This is a genomic window from Flavobacterium sp. IMCC34852, assembly GCF_030643905.1.
Lineage (GTDB): Bacteria > Bacteroidota > Bacteroidia > Flavobacteriales > Flavobacteriaceae > Flavobacterium > Flavobacterium rivulicola.
In genome coordinates this window covers 2,145,794-2,163,918 of record NZ_CP121446.1, presented here as the reverse complement: position 1 = coordinate 2,163,918, position 18,125 = coordinate 2,145,794, and the positions used below count along the sequence as shown (strand labels likewise).

At 34.2% G+C, this 18,125-nt stretch carries 8 protein-coding genes; all 8 read left to right on the top strand.

Features of this window, described 5'->3' with window-relative positions; genetic code table 11:
* The first annotated feature begins 16 nt into the window (after positions 1–16).
* The 8 genes from P7V56_RS09375 (at position 17) to P7V56_RS09340 (ending at position 18,086) form a co-directional block, all read left to right on the top strand.
* Entirely contained in the window at positions 17–2,239 is a 2,223-nt protein-coding gene (locus P7V56_RS09375; RefSeq protein ID WP_171223015.1) for a glycoside hydrolase family 3 N-terminal domain-containing protein, read from the top strand.
* A gap of 466 nt (positions 2,240–2,705) precedes the next feature.
* Positions 2,706–4,565 carry a T9SS type A sorting domain-containing protein gene (locus tag P7V56_RS09370; protein ID WP_171223016.1) on the top strand — a complete coding sequence of 620 codons (1,860 nt, stop codon included), beginning with the start codon at positions 2,706–2,708 and terminating at the stop codon, positions 4,563–4,565.
* A 129-nt stretch (positions 4,566–4,694) separates the two neighbouring features.
* Positions 4,695–7,526 (top strand): helix-turn-helix and ligand-binding sensor domain-containing protein, encoded by a 2,832-nt coding sequence (locus tag P7V56_RS09365; RefSeq protein ID WP_240976692.1) that lies wholly within the window; start codon positions 4,695–4,697, stop codon positions 7,524–7,526.
* A 338-nt stretch (positions 7,527–7,864) separates the two neighbouring features.
* On the top strand, positions 7,865–10,999 hold the full coding sequence (locus P7V56_RS09360) for a glycoside hydrolase 5 family protein (protein WP_171223017.1): 3,135 nt from the start codon (positions 7,865–7,867) through the stop codon (positions 10,997–10,999).
* Between the two features lie 18 nt (positions 11,000–11,017).
* Positions 11,018–12,433, top strand: a complete 1,416-nt coding sequence (locus tag P7V56_RS09355; protein WP_171223018.1) for an Ig-like domain-containing protein — start codon at positions 11,018–11,020, stop codon at positions 12,431–12,433.
* A gap of 35 nt (positions 12,434–12,468) precedes the next feature.
* Positions 12,469–13,275 (top strand): glycoside hydrolase family 16 protein, encoded by an 807-nt coding sequence (locus P7V56_RS09350; protein WP_171223019.1) that lies wholly within the window; start codon positions 12,469–12,471, stop codon positions 13,273–13,275.
* Between the two features lie 93 nt (positions 13,276–13,368).
* On the top strand, positions 13,369–16,836 hold the full coding sequence (locus tag P7V56_RS09345) for a 1,3-beta-D-glucan phosphorylase, GH149 family (protein ID WP_171223020.1): 3,468 nt from the start codon (positions 13,369–13,371) through the stop codon (positions 16,834–16,836).
* Positions 16,836–18,086, top strand: coding sequence for a glycoside hydrolase family 17 protein (locus P7V56_RS09340; RefSeq protein WP_171223021.1), 1,251 nt, complete (start codon positions 16,836–16,838; stop codon positions 18,084–18,086). The genes P7V56_RS09345 and P7V56_RS09340 overlap by 1 nt, the downstream gene beginning before the upstream one ends.
* Positions 18,087–18,125 lie beyond the last annotated feature (39 nt).

Genomic DNA, 18,125 nt, shown 5'->3' with positions numbered 1-18,125 from the left:
AACAAAAAACTTTATAATGAAAAAAATATTAGTAACGTTATTTTTAGCGGTTTCACTGCTTGGCTATTCCCAACAAAAATCTATTGATCAAAAGGTACAAGAGTTGTTGGAAAAAATGACTTTAGAAGAAAAAATAGGTCAGTTGAACCAATACACAGGTGACAATACTGCAACCGGACCATTAACTATTAATCCAAACAAACAGCAAGAAATTAAAGAAGGAAAAATAGGTTCGATGCTTAATGTTATTGGGTATAATTATACCCGACAATACCAGGAATTAGCTATGCAGTCGCGTTTAAAAATTCCATTGATTTTTGGTATGGATGTCATACACGGACATAAAACAACATTTCCATTACCGCTTGCTGAAGCTGCAAGTTGGGATTTAAAATTGATAGAACTTTCCGCTCGAATTGCCGCCACAGAAGCAGCAGCTTCAGGAATTCATTGGACATTTGCACCAATGGTTGACATTTCGCGTGACCCAAGATGGGGAAGAGTGATGGAGGGCGCAGGAGAAGATACTTTTTTAGGATCGCTTATTGCTTATGCCCGTGTTAAAGGTTTTCAAGGAAACAAAATAGGAGATATAAATTCAGTGATGGCTTGTGCCAAGCATTTCGCAGCCTATGGTGCTGCCGTTGGAGGTAGAGATTACAATTCAGTGGATATGAGCGACAGGATGTTGTGGGAGACTTATTTACCTCCTTTCAAAGCGACCGTTGATGCCGGAGTAGCCACTTTTATGAATTCATTTAACGATATCAATGGCATTCCGGCTACAGCAAATAAATATATTCAGCGCGATATTTTAAAAGGAAAATGGAACTTCAATGGATTTGTAGTATCCGATTGGGGATCAATTGGTGAAATGATTACACATGGCTATTGCAAAGATGACAAAGAAGCTGCAGAGAAAGCTTTGATAGCAGGATGTGATATGGATATGGAAAGTAACACTTATCGTTTTCATTTGGCACAATTAATCAATGAAAATAAAGTTCCAATGAGTATTGTGGATGAAGCTGTGAAACGTATACTTTATAAGAAATTTGAATTAGGCTTATTCGATGACCCTTTTAAATACTGCAATAAAGAACGACAAGATAAAGAACTTAATAATCCTGAGCATACCAGAATAGCCAGAGAAATTGCTGCCAAAAGTATTGTTTTACTTAAAAATGAGAAAAATATTTTACCTTTATCCAAAGACACAAAGACCATAGCAATTATTGGTCCTATGGTAAAACCAAAACGAATTAATCACGGTTTTTGGGCTGTTGACTTAAAAGATGTGGATTCAACTTATATTGTTTCGCAATGGGAAGGATTGAAAAATAAAATAGGAAAAAAAACCAAACTGCTTTATGCCAGAGGTTGTGGTGTAGAGGATACAAGCAAAGCAGGTTTTCAAGAAGCAATTGATGTAGCCAATCAAGCAGATGTGGTGATTTTAAGTATAGGTGAGCGTTGGAATATGAGTGGGGAAGCCAAAAGTCGTAGCAACATAAATTTACCTGGAGTTCAAGAAGATTTGATTAAAGAATTGCAGAAGACGGGCAAGCCTATAGTGGTTTTGATAAACGCCGGAAGACCATTAATTTTCAATTGGACAGCCGATAATATGCCAACTATAGTATACACTTGGTGGCTGGGATCAGAAGCCGGAAATGCGATTGCAGACGTACTTTTCGGAGATTACAATCCATCCGGAAAACTACCAATGACATTTCCGCGAGAAGTTGGACAAATACCAATCTATTACAATCATTTTAACACTGGAAGACCATCGATTAATGAAGATAAAATTTATAAATCGTCTTATATTGATTTGCCAAACACACCTAAGTTTCCTTTTGGTTACGGATTGAGCTATACGACTTTTAAATATGCTGAATTAAAGTTATCTAAGCAAAAAATTAAACTTAATGAGGATATTGAAGTGACAATGACTTTAACCAATACAGGAAAATGCGCTGGAGAAGAAGTGGTTCAGTTGTATCTTCAGGATAAATTTGGCTCTGTAGTTCGACCAATCATTGAATTGAAAGATTTCCAAAAAGTTAAATTGGAAGCTGGTGAAAGCAAAACCTTAAAGTTTGTTATCAATAATGATAAATTATCATTTTACAATCAAGCCTTGGAATTTAAATCAGAACCTGGAGAATTTAATTTAATGATAGGCACTTCTTCAGCGGATATTAGATTAAGGAGTACTTTTGAATTAATTCATTAATCTCTTTTGAAACTCTTAATATCAATTCTACTTTGGTTCTAACTTAGTATTCTTATGCTTTTATGGGAAGAATTGATTTTTTTTACAGTTAATTAATTCGGTAAAGAATTAGTAACAATGTCAAGAGGAATACATCTTGATTTGCTCATAGGTCCATTTTTCAATATCATAATAAAAGGCTCATTTTTTTATGGAATATATTTTTTTTGAGTTAATTTTATTAAAAATAGCCATTTTCCTGTTGGCTTGAATCAAAATACGAGCTGAATTAATACAACATTACCACAACATTTTGTTCTTTTAACATTTGTTGATATCTGATATTTAATAATAAGTATTAACCTTGTAATTAAGTATTTCAATAGATTACGAAAGATTTCTGGCTGTATAGTTTTTATATAGTCACACAAAACTTTTCACTGTGAACATTAAATTAACTTTACAATAAATTTTAAATAAATTAATTATGAAAAAAATTACTTTCCTATTATCTATTCTTTTTTGTTCTTTATCCTTTTCGCAGAATATTGTTACAAATGGAGATTTTAGTAATGGTCTCAATTCTTGGTCAACGTTTGTGGCCGATTGGATTCCTGTAGCGGCTACAATCAATGCAACTAACAATGAGGCAAATATAGTAAACATTACTGGTGCAGGCGGGGCAACTTGGCACGTACAACTTAATCAAGTCTTGACACCTACACAAATTTCTTCACTAACTGTAGGACAATCCTACAAAATTACTTTTGATGCAAGAGGTTCAAGTGCTCGTCAATTAAAATTGTATTTTGGAGAAGATGGTGGTGGTTTTGTTGCTATACATCAGCAAGATTTCAACTTGACAACGACCATGACTAATTATGAAGCAACATTTACATTAGGACAAACTTTTGGAACTATGAAACTAGGTTTTGAAGGAGGTTTAAGTAATGTTGATTTTTTTATAGATAATGTAACTCTACAGCAAGTAGTTACGCCGCCTACACAATTAGATTTAGTGTTAGGATTTGAAACTACAGAAACAGGTGGTATTAATGGCGCTCCTTTTGGAAATGGTCCAGCTCCAGTAGTTCAAACTGGTATAGGTTCTAATACTTCACAAGTGTTAAGAATAGATGGTAATCCTACAGGTGAGCCATGGCAAGGGATTAATTTAACTTTAACTTCATTAGTTAATTTAACTGCAACTAAAACGATGACTATGGATGTGTATTCTGATACTCCAATCACATTTTTAGTAAAAGTGACTGGTGGTGTTGGTGGCCCAGCTGTAGTTGCAGCCTCTGCTTCACATCCGGGTGGTAGTACTTGGCAAACAGTTTCCTTTACATTCAACACGTCGTTGGATGGTCAGCCTGCACCGGCAAATGGTACATATGGCGGTTTTGTAATACATACTTATTGGGCTCCCGGTGCTGTTGGGTTTTTTAATCCAACTGTTCCTACTCCGGCACGCACTTTTTATGTAGATAATATTAGAGGTCCGTTAGGAACTCCACCGGTTATTCCTGCTCCAACTGTTGCTGCACCAACACCACCAAACAGAGCAGCTTCTGACGTAAGATCTATTTTTAGTGATGCCTATGCTCCTGTTACTGCAATTGGCTATACTGGCGATGACAATTCATACAATACTTCATGGTGTCCGGCTACTACTTCTTTGGTACAAGTTGAGGGAAATAATACTAATAGAATTACTGGTCTAGGATGTGAGGGTATCGGATTTTTGGCAGGAAGATTTGATGCTACAGGATTTACTCATTTTCACATGGATATTTGGACACCTACAGCAACTCAAGATAAAGTTTTTAGTTTTAAATTTTCTAACTGGAATGGGACCAACGGAGAAACTAATGCTTGGGAGTACACTGCAACTAATGCCAATGTTTTGACAAGTGGAGCAGAAGGAACATGGATTTCAATAGATTTACCTTTTTCTGCGCCAACTTTTAATTGTGTAAACACACCTCCAGGTAATGCTTGTCCGGGTGTAACTGATTTTGCGCAGTTCGTAATGACGTCAAATTTAGATATCGTTTATTATGATAATCTTTATTTACACAAAAACACTGTTTTATCAACCAATGATTTTGAAACTCCAAAAGCAAGAATATATCCTAATCCTGTGACTGATATTTTAAATATTGAATCAGAAATGGCAATCGAAAAAGTTACAGTGTATAATGTTTTAGGTCAAGAAGTTATTTCAAAATCGCCTAATACTGAGTCAGTAGCTTTGGATGTTGCTAGTCTTCAAGCTGGGGTTTATGTGATAAAAACGGCTATCAATGGAAATATTTCTTCAACAAGATTTATTAAAGAATAATTTTAAGTTAATTAATTTTGAAAGCACGGAATTTATTTCGTGCTTTTCTATTTATAGTAAACTGTTGAAATATTAATTGATTAAAATAATTGTAATTCTCTTAATTAGAATTCGTAATATTGTGTAAATATGACTTCCAAAAAATCATTCAATAATAGATTTTTCACCTTAGCAATACTGGTATTGTTTACCAATTTTATGATTGCTCAAGACTTGCCGCCCATTGTAAAATACAACTCTACAACCTACAGTGCCGGTAATCAAAATTGGATGATTTCACAAGACAAAAATCACTTTGTATATTTTGCAAACAATGAAGGATTACTTGAATTTAATGGTTCGAATTGGGTTCTTTATCAATCACCAAATGAAACCATAATTCGTTCTGTAAAAGTTATTGGAGATAAAATATATACAGGTTGCTACATGGAATTTGGGTATTGGATCAGAGAAAAAAATGGTAGACTTAAGTATACTTCTTTGAGTCATAAAATCAAGTCAAAAATTAATGTAGACGAACAGTTTTGGAACATTTTAAATTATGATCAATGGGTTATTTTTCAGTCCTTAGATCGAATTTATATTTATGACACTGTAACAAGTGCCTTTAAAATAGTAAACCCAAATACCCGTATTTTAAAATCTTTTAAAACTGAAAGTTCAATATATTATCAAACAGTTAACTTTGATTTATTTGAAATTGAAAATGGTACCAGTAAGTTGGTTTCCAATAATTCTATTCTTAAAAACAACAAAATAGTAAACGTGTTTGCTATAGATGAAGGCTTGTTGATTCATACACAGTTTGATGGGTTTTACAAACTGACTAATGGTAATTTGGTCAAGTTTAATACTGAAGCCGATTCAGAAATTGCCGCAAGTAGTGTCTATAGTAGTCAAATGATTGCCAATGGTAGTTTTGCAGTTGGAACCATATCCAATGGTATTTTTATTTTGACAAAAGAAGGTAAAGTAAAATATCATATTACACAAGGAAAGGGATTGAGTAATAATACCGTATTGTCAATATATGAAGATATTGACAATAATCTATGGCTTGGATTAGATAATGGTATCAATTGTATCAATTTAAAATCTCCAATAAAAAGTTTTTCGGATGATTCCGGTAATTTAGGAACTGTTTATGCTTCAATTATTTATAAGGGTTTCTTGTATTTAGGAACTAATCAAGGATTGTTCTATAAAAATTATTTAACTGAAAGTCAGTTTAAATTTGTTAAAGGGACCAAAGGCCAAGTGTGGTCGCTGTTTGTTCATGATGGCGTTTTGTTTTGTGGTCATGATTCTGGGACTTATATCATTGACAATGATAACTCAAAACTTATTTTTTCAGAATCAGGGACATGGAAATTAGATTTAATTCCCAATAAAAAGAATTTATTACTACAGGGGAATTATTATGGAATGTCGGTTTTAGAAAAAGTCAATAACGAATGGAAATTCAGAAATAAGATTTCCGGGTTTAACTATTCTTCTAAATATTTTGTAACAACAAAGTCAAATGAGGTTTATGTGAGTCATGAATACAAAGGGATATTTCGTTTTCAATTAGATTCACAAATACGTAAAGGCTCTGATTTATATACTTACAAGTATCCAAACAAAGGAAAAAATGCTGGGTTATCAAAGTTTAATAATGCCATTTACTATGCATTCAAAGATGGAATTTTTAAGTTAAATCAGAAAACTAAGCAATTTGAAAAAGACGACACATTAAGTCAAGTTTTTAATAATAATGAATACTCTTCAGGGAAGTTAATTATAGATAATTCTAATAAATTATGGCTTTTTTCAAAAAACTACATCAATTATTTCACTGTCAATAAGTTAAATTCTGAACTTAAAAAGAATGTAATTTCAATACCGTCTTCAATTACCAATACGATGCTTGGTTATGAGAATATAACTCAATTGTCCAATTCGGAATATATAATAGGCACTACTGATGGTTATTACACTTTTAATATTGATGAATTGAATTTTAAAAATAATCGAGTTGCAATATCAAATATCAGTATTAACAAATTAAATGGGTTTTTGAAAAACACTTCAATAACAGATTCCGGTGCATTTTCACATGATGAAAATAACATTACATTTAGTTTTACTGTTCCAATATATAATAAATACGTAATTGCTGAATATCAATATTTATTGGAAGGTTTTCAAGACCAATGGAGTGATTGGAGTTCAAAACCCACTATTAATTTCAAAAATCTATCTCCTGGAGATTATAAGTTTAAGGTTAGATCTAAATTAGTTAATTCACAATCAGAAAATGTTGCTGTTTATTCGTTTACTATTTCAAAACCATGGTACAGTACAAACTTCGCTATTATTATTTATTTTCTTTTAATTTGTTTAATGGCCTATTATATCAATAAAGCTTATGTAAACTATTATTCTAAACAAAAGCAAAAACTGATAGATGAGAATAATCTTTTGTTAGAAATAAAAGAATTAGAAAACGAACAGCAATTGATGAAATTAAGAAATGAGCAACTCTCATTAGATGTTAATGAAAAGAGTAGAGAGTTGGCTTTATCTACTATGAGCTTGATTAAGAAAGATGAGTTACTGGCATTAATCAGAGAAGATTTGAAAAAATCATCAGACGAAGCTAGCTCCAGAAGTGTTAAAACGATATTATCTTCAACCATAAACAAAAACGTTTCCGCAGATAAAGCATGGAATGTGTTTAAAGAGGCATTTGATTCAGCTGATAATGATTTTTTAAAGAAAGTAAAACAAGCATATCCGGCATTAACACCAAACGATTTAAGATTATGCGCTTATTTAAGGTTGAATTTATCCTCAAAAGAAATTGCTCCTTTATTGAATATTTCTGTACGAAGTGTTGAAATTAAACGATATCGTTTGCGTAAAAAAATGGATTTGCCACATGAAACGGGTCTTGTGGAGTACATTCTATCCATATAAGAATATTTTAAACAACTTTTTGACTATACATCAACTATACAAAATGCGTTTAATTATTAAATGTTTTTTTGTTACTGCTATATAAATTACTAGTGTTTGCGTAGAAAATCATTTTTTTACTCACAAAATGCACGATGTATAGTTTCTATAATCTTATATTTTTAATTAGAATTATAAAATCAGTAATTTTACTAAATGTCAAATTTTGTCAATTTTTTTATTGATGTAATAATAAAAATCAAGTAAAATTATATAATATGTAATTTAAATAGCTTTACAATATCACTCACTAATTTAAAAAATCAAATTTTCAATTATAACCAAAACAATTATCAAAAATGAAAAACTTAATTTTATTATTAACCATTATGATTTTTTCTCCCTCAGTTTTTTCGCAGGCCAATAAAGTGGTCATCGTTAACAATAGTGATGGGATTAAATTTGTAGTTGATGGTAAAGATTTTATTGTAAATGGAATGAACTGGGACTATTTTCCAATAGGAACTAATTATTCATACAGCCTTTGGAATCAATCGGATGATTTTGTTAAAGAAGCATTGGATGAAGAAATGGGTCTGCTCAAAAATATGGGGGTAAATACCATAAGAGTGTATTCGGGTATGCCCAAAAAGTGGATTGAATATGTTTATGATAATTATGGAATTTTCACCATGTTAAATCATTCATTTGGACGTTATGGTTTAACATTAGATGGTGTTTGGACACCAAATACTGAATATTCAAATCCCAAAACACGCGATTTGTTAATGAAAGAAGTCAAACAAATGGCTTCTGATTATAAAGACACGAGAGGTTTGTTGTTGTTTTTGTTAGGTAACGAGAACAATTATGGTCTTTTTTGGGATGGTGCAGAAACTGAAGATATTCCAATCAAAGACAGAAAGTCTACCATAAGAGCCCAATCGATGTACAAATTATTCAATGAGGCTGGTGTTGCTATGAAATCTATTGATGCTTCACATCCTATCGCGATTTGTAATGGAGATTTATTATTTCTTGATATCGTAGCACAAGAATGTAAAGATATTGACATCTTTGGTACCAATGTTTACAGAGGTGTCTCTTTTGGGGATTTATTTGATCGTGTAAAAAAAGAATACGGAAAGCCGGTATTGTTTACAGAGTTCGGTGCCGATGCCTTCAATGTTCTAAGTAATGAAGAAGATCAAAAAGCTCAATCTTTTTATCTTAAAGGTAACTGGAAAGAAATATATGCCAATGCTTCAGGGCAAGGAAAAGCCGGAAATTCACTGGGTGGTTTTACTTTTCAGTTCAGTGACGGATGGTGGAAATTTGGTCAAACTAAAAATCTAGACTTACATGATTCCAATGCATCATGGTCTAACGGTGGATATCAAAAAGATTTTACTGAAGGTCAAAATAATATGAATGAAGAATGGTTCGGTATTTGTGCCAAAGGGCCAACAGATGAAAAAGGCCATTACCAACTTTACCCACGTGCTGCCTATTATGTTCTAAAAGAAATTCATCAATTGAATCCTTTTGCTGCCGGAACAACATTATCCTCAATTGACAGTCATTTTGATAAATCTCAGATTATGGATGCTGTTTTGAGAGCTAGAGGAGATAAAGCTGCTTTAGGAGGTAATGATAGTGAAGTGCTGAAAATTAGTAATTTAAGAGCAGAATTCACTACTTTTAATACAGGAGGAAGTCTAATTACTACACCTGAGAATGCTGACCCTGATGCAGTTAATTACCCTAATAGATTAGGTTTTGATCACATGCAGTCCTATTTTATTGGTGTTGAAGGTAATCCGGCACCTAACATGAAAGCAAACGTAAACGTCAATGTTTTAGGACGTGTTGCTGAAAACCCAATAAATGAAATATTTTATGAAAACAGAGGGCGTACACAAATTGTTGATACTCCCGAAGGACCGGCATTAATTTCGGATGCCAATAGAGTGCAAGTTTACAATGCCTCTTACAGTTGGAATCAAAAAGATTTTGATTTGAGAGGGTTTTATAGAACAGGGCATTACCATTGGGGTTATGAAGGTGACTTCTTTGCCTTGTATTCAGAAGCAAATTACGGACCTAATTTAGACATTTATAACGGTGAAACCTTAGGTTTTGAACTAGATGGTAAAAGAAGTTTAAGTGGTTTCAAAGCAGCTTTTGGTCCGCAACTATGGTGGGCAGCTAACCCTGCAGTGCTTTTGAAGTACACCAAAAAAATAGGCAAGTTTGATGCTACCGCTGTTTATCATGAGGATATTGCCAATGCTAATAATATCCAAACCTCTATTTTCGTTCCTCAGCCTAAAACCCGCAGAGCTACACTAGCTTTCAAGACAAAATTTGGTGCATTAGGTATTGAATTTGGTGGAATTTGGGGAGGTCAGCCACTTAAAGGTAGAGTTTTCCAATACGCTGTCGAAACCACTCCGGACAATTATACCGTTTATGATGATAAAATAAACTCGAACGATAATTGGGGAGGAAAGGCAAAATTGACTTTTTCAAAAGGTAAATTCAATGTATATACCCAAGGTGCTATAATGGGATTAGTTGCCAATGGAGGAGCAGATAATGTTCAAACGTTCACCGGTTGGAGATTAAAAGATAGTGGAAGTGGAAATCAAATGAACTTTTTAGCCGGTTTTACTTATAATGTTAATTCCAATTTACAAATCGCACCAAACTTTTTATGGCAAAAACCTTTGGTTGATGCTATGCCAAATGGTATCGATGCACCGGGAAGATTGCGTAATATTTTGGAAGATCCATTTATCGTTAGAGCAAACAGAGAAACCGTTGGAGGAGAATTGTTAATCACTTGGGATCCAACTCCGGCAACATGGATGTATGAATGGAATAATGATATGTTAGAAGATGCAAAATTTGCAGTAAGTACAGGTTTCGTATTTAGACACTTACCAACCAATCAAGATGCCGCTATCGGATTTTTAGCTAATCGTACAGCTTTTGCTTTTGAAAGATCTGCACCGGCTCAAGATTTATGGGAATCAAATACCAGAATAGTTTCAAAATTAAGTACTGATTTAGGGTTTATAGCCAATGTCTATTTCGGAAACGGACAAGCAAACGGTGATTCAGACAGAACTATTAACAGAGCAGGAGGTGATTTGAGATTAATTTACAGAAAGGTTAAAGTAACAAGTTCAATCAAGTTCAATGATTGGGGACCATTTGATTATCACCGAGATTTCAACTTGACTTATCCATTACAAACTTCATTGGATATTTCAACTTCTGTCGGAAAACCTAGTTGGTTTATATTACCTGATACCAGAATCGGTATTATGGGTATTTGGCGTTCGCTAAATCAATATTCGCCACGATATTTACCAACCTATGTACCGGCCAATACTTACCCTGCGGTACCGCCAACAAGTCCTGTAGGATTTCCAAATGGTTCAGAGTGGGAAATAAGAACATACATTCACATAAATATTGGAAAATAATTTTAAAAAAAATTAAAAATGAAAAATAGAAAGATTAATTATTTAAAAAAGTCACTGCTATTGTTAATCGTTATGATTACTACGGTTAATTGTGATCGTGAATTATCTGATGATGCAACATTGTCCGGTTTCTCAAAAAACGGAGAAATTTTTACAGATAATTTTATTGGTTTGGGAAGTAATTTCTATTTCCCTTATGGAGATTCTAAATTCACAGCTTTCTCCGTTGATACTGAAGAAGCCTACAAAGGTAATGCTTCTATTCGTTTTGATGTGCCAAATGCTAATGATCCGCAAGGAAGTTATGCCGGTGGTATTTTCAGGATTGATGGTGCCGGTCGTGATTTATCAGGATATGATGCATTAACGTTTTGGGCAAAAGCGTCTCAAGGGGTAACTGTTGCTGAATTTGGTTTTGGCGAAGATTTTTTCCCAAATCAATTCATCACTACTATGAGAAATGTAAGTGTAGGTACTGCTTGGACAAAATATATTATCCCAATTCCTGATGCTTCAAGACTTTTACAAGAGCGTGGTATGTTTAGATACGCAGCCGGATCAAACGGAACTAACGGTGCGGGATATACTATTTGGATTGATGAGTTAAGATTCGAAAAATTAGGCACTATTGCCCACGGACAAGCGTCAATAATGAACGGTAATAATCAAGCGGTTACTACTTTTGTTGGGGTTACTTCTAATGTTGATGGAGTTATTGCCACTTTTAACTTACCAACCGGGGTAGACCAAGCGGTATCAATTAGCCCTTCTTATTTAGAATTTTCTTCTTCAAATCCTGCAGTAGCAACTGTAGATGAAGCAGGAGTAGTTACTTCTTTGAGTGCAGGAACTACTGTAATAACCGCAACTATGAATGGTGTTCCCGCTACAGGTAGTTTAACAATAAATTGTGTTGGAACTTTTGTTCACGCACCTACACCGACAAGAAATCAGGCAAATGTGATATCCATTTTTTCTGATGCTTACACTAATGTTCCTGTAAACTATTATAATGGTTACTGGCAACCTTGGCAAACAACCGTTTCAAATGATTTCTCTGTGTTAGGGGATAATATTTTGAATTATACCATCTTCAATTTTGTTGGAATTGAATTCAGTAATCCTACCATAAATGCCAACAGTATGACTGGTATACATTTAGATGTATTCATTCCAGGACCGATTGCTCCGGGCAGACAATTAAGAGTTATTGTTGTCGATTTTGGTGCCGATGGTGCCTTTGGAGGAGGTAATGATACCAGACATTCAACCACTTTTACAGCTCCAACTTTAGTATCACAAGCTTGGATTCCTATAGAAATTCCTTTTTCCGCCATGCCTCTTTTACAAAGTAGATCACATTTAGCGCAAATTATATTAGAAGGTGGCGATGGTTCGGTTTTATATGCAGACAACATCTATTTCTATAACTAATTAGATTTTATTTAAAAACAATTAAATTTCATATGATGATTAAATTAATAAAAAGAAGTTGTCTTTTAACGGGTATAGCCCTACTGATTATAGGATGTTCAACGGATGAAAAGCAAACTGTAACAACCATGAATCAATTAGTTATGCAAGACGAATTTGACTCAAATGGTGCACCAAATCCTGATTTGTGGAGCTACAACATTGGCACCGGAAATAATGGATGGGGTAATAATGAACTACAGTATTACACGGATAGACCTGAAAATATTGTGGTTGAAAACGGAATGCTGAAAATTACAGCCATTCAAGAGCTATACATGGGCGCCGGTTATACCTCGGCCAGAATTTTGACCAAAGGAAAATTTGAAAAAAAATACGGAAGATTTGAAGCCCGTATCAAATTACCATGGGGTAAAGGAATTTGGCCTGCATTTTGGTTGCTGGGAGCAAATTCTGATACGGTTATATGGCCACAATGTGGTGAAATTGATATCATGGAATATTTAGGCAACAACCCAACAACAGTTTTCGGTACAGTGCACGGACCGGGTTATTCAGGTGCCGAATCCATCTCTAAAAGCTATTCATTACTTAATAACAGGTTTGATAATGACTTTCATGTTTTTGGTATTGAATGGGGCGAAAACTACATCAATTATTATGTGGACGACGTTTTATACAATCAAATCACTCCTGAAGATGTGCCCGGAGAATGGGTTTTTAATGAGCCTTTTTACATTATTCTTAATATGGCAGTAGGTGGAAATTTACCGGGTACTCCAAATAGCCAAACCGTATTTCCTCAAACAATGTTAGTTGATTACATAAGAGTATATGAATAAATCTTATAAAAGCAACTAGACTTTTTATATAAAGGTCTAGTTGTTTTTATTGATGCGATTGGACAAAAAAACAAAGAACTCTTTTTGATTATTATGATTAACAAACAAACCACATTAGGTGATAATGAGATTGATAATAAAAAGGTATCTATGGATATCGTTTTGTTAGATGGGGAAAAATTTTATAAAATAGCCAATAATGATGCCATGCGACCATTCTTCATGAGTGTCGTGAGTGATTCCAATCATTGGTTGTTTATTTCTAGTAATGGTGGTATTTCTGCCGGAAGAAAGAATGCTGAATACGCCTTATTTCCTTATTACACTGATGACAAAATAACAGAATTTGCAGATATTACCGGAAGTAAATCTATTTTCCAAATTCATACTAAAGATCAAACCTATATCTGGGAACCGTTTTCTGAACGATTTAATGACAAGTATAATCTTAGCCGAAATCTCTACAAGAACAGTTACGGAAACAAAATCATTTTTGAAGAAATTCACCTTGATTTACAACTGACTTTCAGATACCAATGGAGTAGTAGCAACTTGTTTGGCTTTGTTAAAACCTCAAAATTAATCAACAATTCAAATACGGATTATACTATTACACTTTTAGATGGTATTCAAAATGTTTTGCCACAAGGAGTTAACAGTGATTTACAAGCAACAACTAGTAATTTAGTAGATGCCTACAAGCGAAATGAACTTCATACTGAAAGCGGATTAGGAATTTTTGCACTAAGTGCTATAATAGTTGATAAAGCCGAACCAAGTGAAGCCTTAAAAGCCAACATCGCTTGGTCATTGGGTTTCGAAAAGCCAACCTATTTACTTTCATCTTTACAACTTGCTGCCTTCAGAAAAGGACAAAATATTAAGCAAGAAACCGATGTGAAAGGTGAAAAAGGCGCTTATTTTATTTCTTCAGATGTCGTTTTACAATCCAATTCGTCCAAAGAATGGAAGATTGTAGCCAACGTTAACCAAAATCAATCGCAAGTAATTGCGCTGGCGGAGGCCATTTGTAATGATGAAAATCTTGATCGCAAAGTGGTTGAAGATGTCCAATTAGGAACGCAAAACTTAATTGCACTTAACGCTACTGCCGACGGATTACAATTTACAGCCGACAATCGCAAAGATACCCGTCATTTTTCTAATGTGTTGTTTAACATTATGCGTGGTGGTATTTTTGATAATAATTACCAAATTGACAAAAGCGATTTTGTAAACTATATCGCCAAAGCCAATAAAACCGTTTCAAAAAATCAAGCTTCTTTTTTAAGTAGTTTACCGGAAACCTTTGGTTATTCTTATCTGCAACAACAAGTCGCATCAAATGAGGATGCCGATTTATTGCGCTTGTGTACCGAGTATCTACCGCTTAAATTCAGCAGACGTCACGGTGATCCAAGTCGCCCATGGAATAAATTTTCTATCAATACAACAAGTGAAATTGATGGTTCAAAAATTCTTGACTACCAAGGAAACTGGCGCGATATTTTTCAGAATTGGGAAGCTTTAGCGTATGCTTATCCTGATTTTATTGATGGAATGATTCACAAATTTCTGAATGCTTCCACATTTGATGGATACAATCCTTATCGGGTAACCAAAGATGGTTTTGATTGGGAAACCATCGAACCTGACAATCCATGGTCTTACATTGGATATTGGGGCGATCATCAAATTATATACCTGTTAAAATTTTTAGAGTTTATCGAGAAATACCAACCCGGTAAATTAAATAGCTATTTTGACAAAGAATGTTTTGTATATGCAGCCGTTCCTTATACGATTAAGTCGTATCAAGAGATTTTGCAAAATCCCAAAGATACCATTTTATTCAACCATGAATGGGATGCCAAAATAAATACCAGAAGAAACCAAAATGGAGCCGATGGCGCTTTGTTAAGAGATAATAATGACGAAATCTATCATGTCAATTTAATCGAAAAGATTTTGGCTACGGTTTTGGCAAAAATGTCCAATTTCATTCCCGAAGCCGGTATTTGGATGAATACCCAACGACCTGAATGGAATGATGCCAATAATGCTTTAGTTGGCAATGGTGTTTCTATGGTAACTTTGTATTACTTGAGAAGATTTTTGAAATTTTTCCAACAATTACTCGAAAACTCTAATCAGGAAACGATCAAAATTTCAAACGAAATGGTTGAGTTTTATCATGCTATTCGAGAAAGCTTGATTGCCTTTCAACCTTTACTGTCTAAGTCTATTGACGACAAAAGCAGAAAACAAATATTAGATGCTTTAGGACAAGCGGCTTCAGATTATCGTTACCAAGTGTACAATAGCGGTTTTTGGGGTAAAAAACGAACCCATTCTATGGATGGTTTGAAGAAGTTTACCCAAGTAAGCATCGATTTTATAGAACATTCTATTAAAGCCAATCAAAGAGAAGACAAATTGTATCATGCTTATAATTTGATGTCAGTAGCAAATGAAGGTGTATCAATTTCCTATTTACCCGAAATGCTCGAAGGACAAGTTGCCGTTTTAAGTTCAGGATTTCTTAATGGTAAAGAATCATTAGAAGTCTTGGACGCTTTGAAAAATAGTGCTTTGTACAGACCTGATCAAAACAGTTATATTTTATATCCTAACAAAGAGCTTCCTAAGTTTTTAGAAAAAAACACCGTTCATAAAGATAAGGTTCAAAAGTCAGTTTTACTGAAAAAACTTTTGGATGATAACAACTTCCAAATCATCAATCAAGACATCAAAGGGAATTACCATTTCAACGGCAATTTTCACAATGCTAATGATGTAAAAGAAGCGCTTATCCAATTAGGAAATCGTCAAGATTATAAATCATTAGTGGATAGTGAAACCGAATTAGTCCTGCAAATTTTTGAAGATGTCTTCAATCACAAAGCATTCACAGGACGTTCAGGTACTTTTTACGGGTATGAAGGTTTAGGTTCTATCTATTGGCATATGGTTTCTAAATTGCATGTTGCTGTATTAGAAGTTATTGAAACAGCTGTGGAGTCTAATGAAAATCAAACCATAATTAAATCATTAATTACCCATTTTGATGCCGTTGGAGCCGGAATCGGTGTGCACAAGTCGCCTCAAGTTTATGGCGCTTTTCCAACCGATCCTTATTCGCATACACCATTTAGCAAAGGAGCACAACAACCGGGAATGACCGGACAAGTGAAAGAAGATATTCTGACCCGAATAGGAGAATTAGGCGTAAAACTGAAAGACGGTCTATTGCATTTCGAACCTAATTTTCTACTTAGAAATGAGTTTTTAACACAAGAAATTGAGGCTACTTTTATTTTAGTCGACGGTACGAAGAAGAATTTAACTATTCCAAAAGACAGTATGGCCTTCACGGTTTGTCAAGTGCCGGTTATTTACAAAATAGCTGCTGCAAATCATATAGAATTGTATAACGCAAATGGTTCAACAGAAAGACTGGATTCGCTAGAATTAAGCAAAGAGCAAAGCACAAAAATATTCCACAGAACTGGTGAGATTTCACAAGTTGTGGTGTATTTGGATGAAAATAATTTGAGATAATGAACAAGTTAATTTACATCATACTACTCTTGTTTATATCATGTAATCAAAAAAACACTAGCAATTTAGTTTCAAACGAAATGACCGCAGAAAAAATATTAGGAAATGTTAAGTACCAAGCTATTTGTTATGGCGGATACCGAACCCAAACAAGGGAAACGCAACCCACAATAGCCGAAATAAAAGAGGATTTAAAGTTGCTTTCGGCTTTAAATATTAAAATTATCAGAACCTACAACGTTCATTATGAAGAGGTTTCTAATGTGTTAAAAGCCATAACTGAGCTAAAAAAGGAGATTGAAGGTTTCGAAATGTATGTCATGTTAGGCGCTTGGATTGATTGTAAAAATGCTTGGACAAATTTGCCTCCAATTCACCACGAAGAAAGCCAGCGCAATGCTGTCGAAATTAAGGAAGCTGTCCGTTTGACCAATCAATATCCTGATATTGTGAAAATTATTGCAGTAGGAAATGAAGCTATGGTAAAATGGGCTACGAGTTATTATGTGACACCTGATATCATTTTAAAATGGGTGAATCATTTACAAAACTTGAAAAAGGAATCTAAATTACCCAAAGACGTTTGGATAACCTCTTCAGACAATTTTGCCTCTTGGGGCGGAGGAGGAAAAGAGTATCATGTTGAAGATTTAAACCAGTTGATTAAAGCGGTTGATTACATTTCGATGCACACTTATCCAATGCATGACACTCATTACAATCCTGTTTTTTGGGGCGTAAAGGAAAGTGAAATGTGTTTGTCTGAAAAAGGAAAAATAGATGCAGCCATGCTTAGAGCGAGAGATTATGCAGTTCAACAATACGATAGTGTGGTCAATTATATGAAATCAATTGGCGTAAATAAACCGGTTCATATTGGTGAAACGGGCTGGGCTTCAATGTCCAATGAGCATTATGGCAATGATGGTTCTAAAGCAACTGATGAGTACAAGTCGGCTCAGTTTTATAATTTAATGCGAGAATGGTCTAATAATAATAAAATCTCGTGTTTCTATTTTGAAGCTTTTGATGAGAATTGGAAAGATAGTGCAAATCCGATGGGTTCAGAAAATCATTTTGGATTAATCAATTTGCAATCGCAAGCCAAGTATGCCCTTTGGAAAGAGGTTGATAAAGGAACTTTCAATGGTTTAACCCGAAATGGAAAACCCATCAAAAAGACCTTCAATGGTGACGAAAAAACATTATGGTTGGAGGTAAAAACACCAACATCGATTTTAAAAAATTAAGCGTGCAAAAGATTCAGTGTAAAATAACCAATGTTAAAT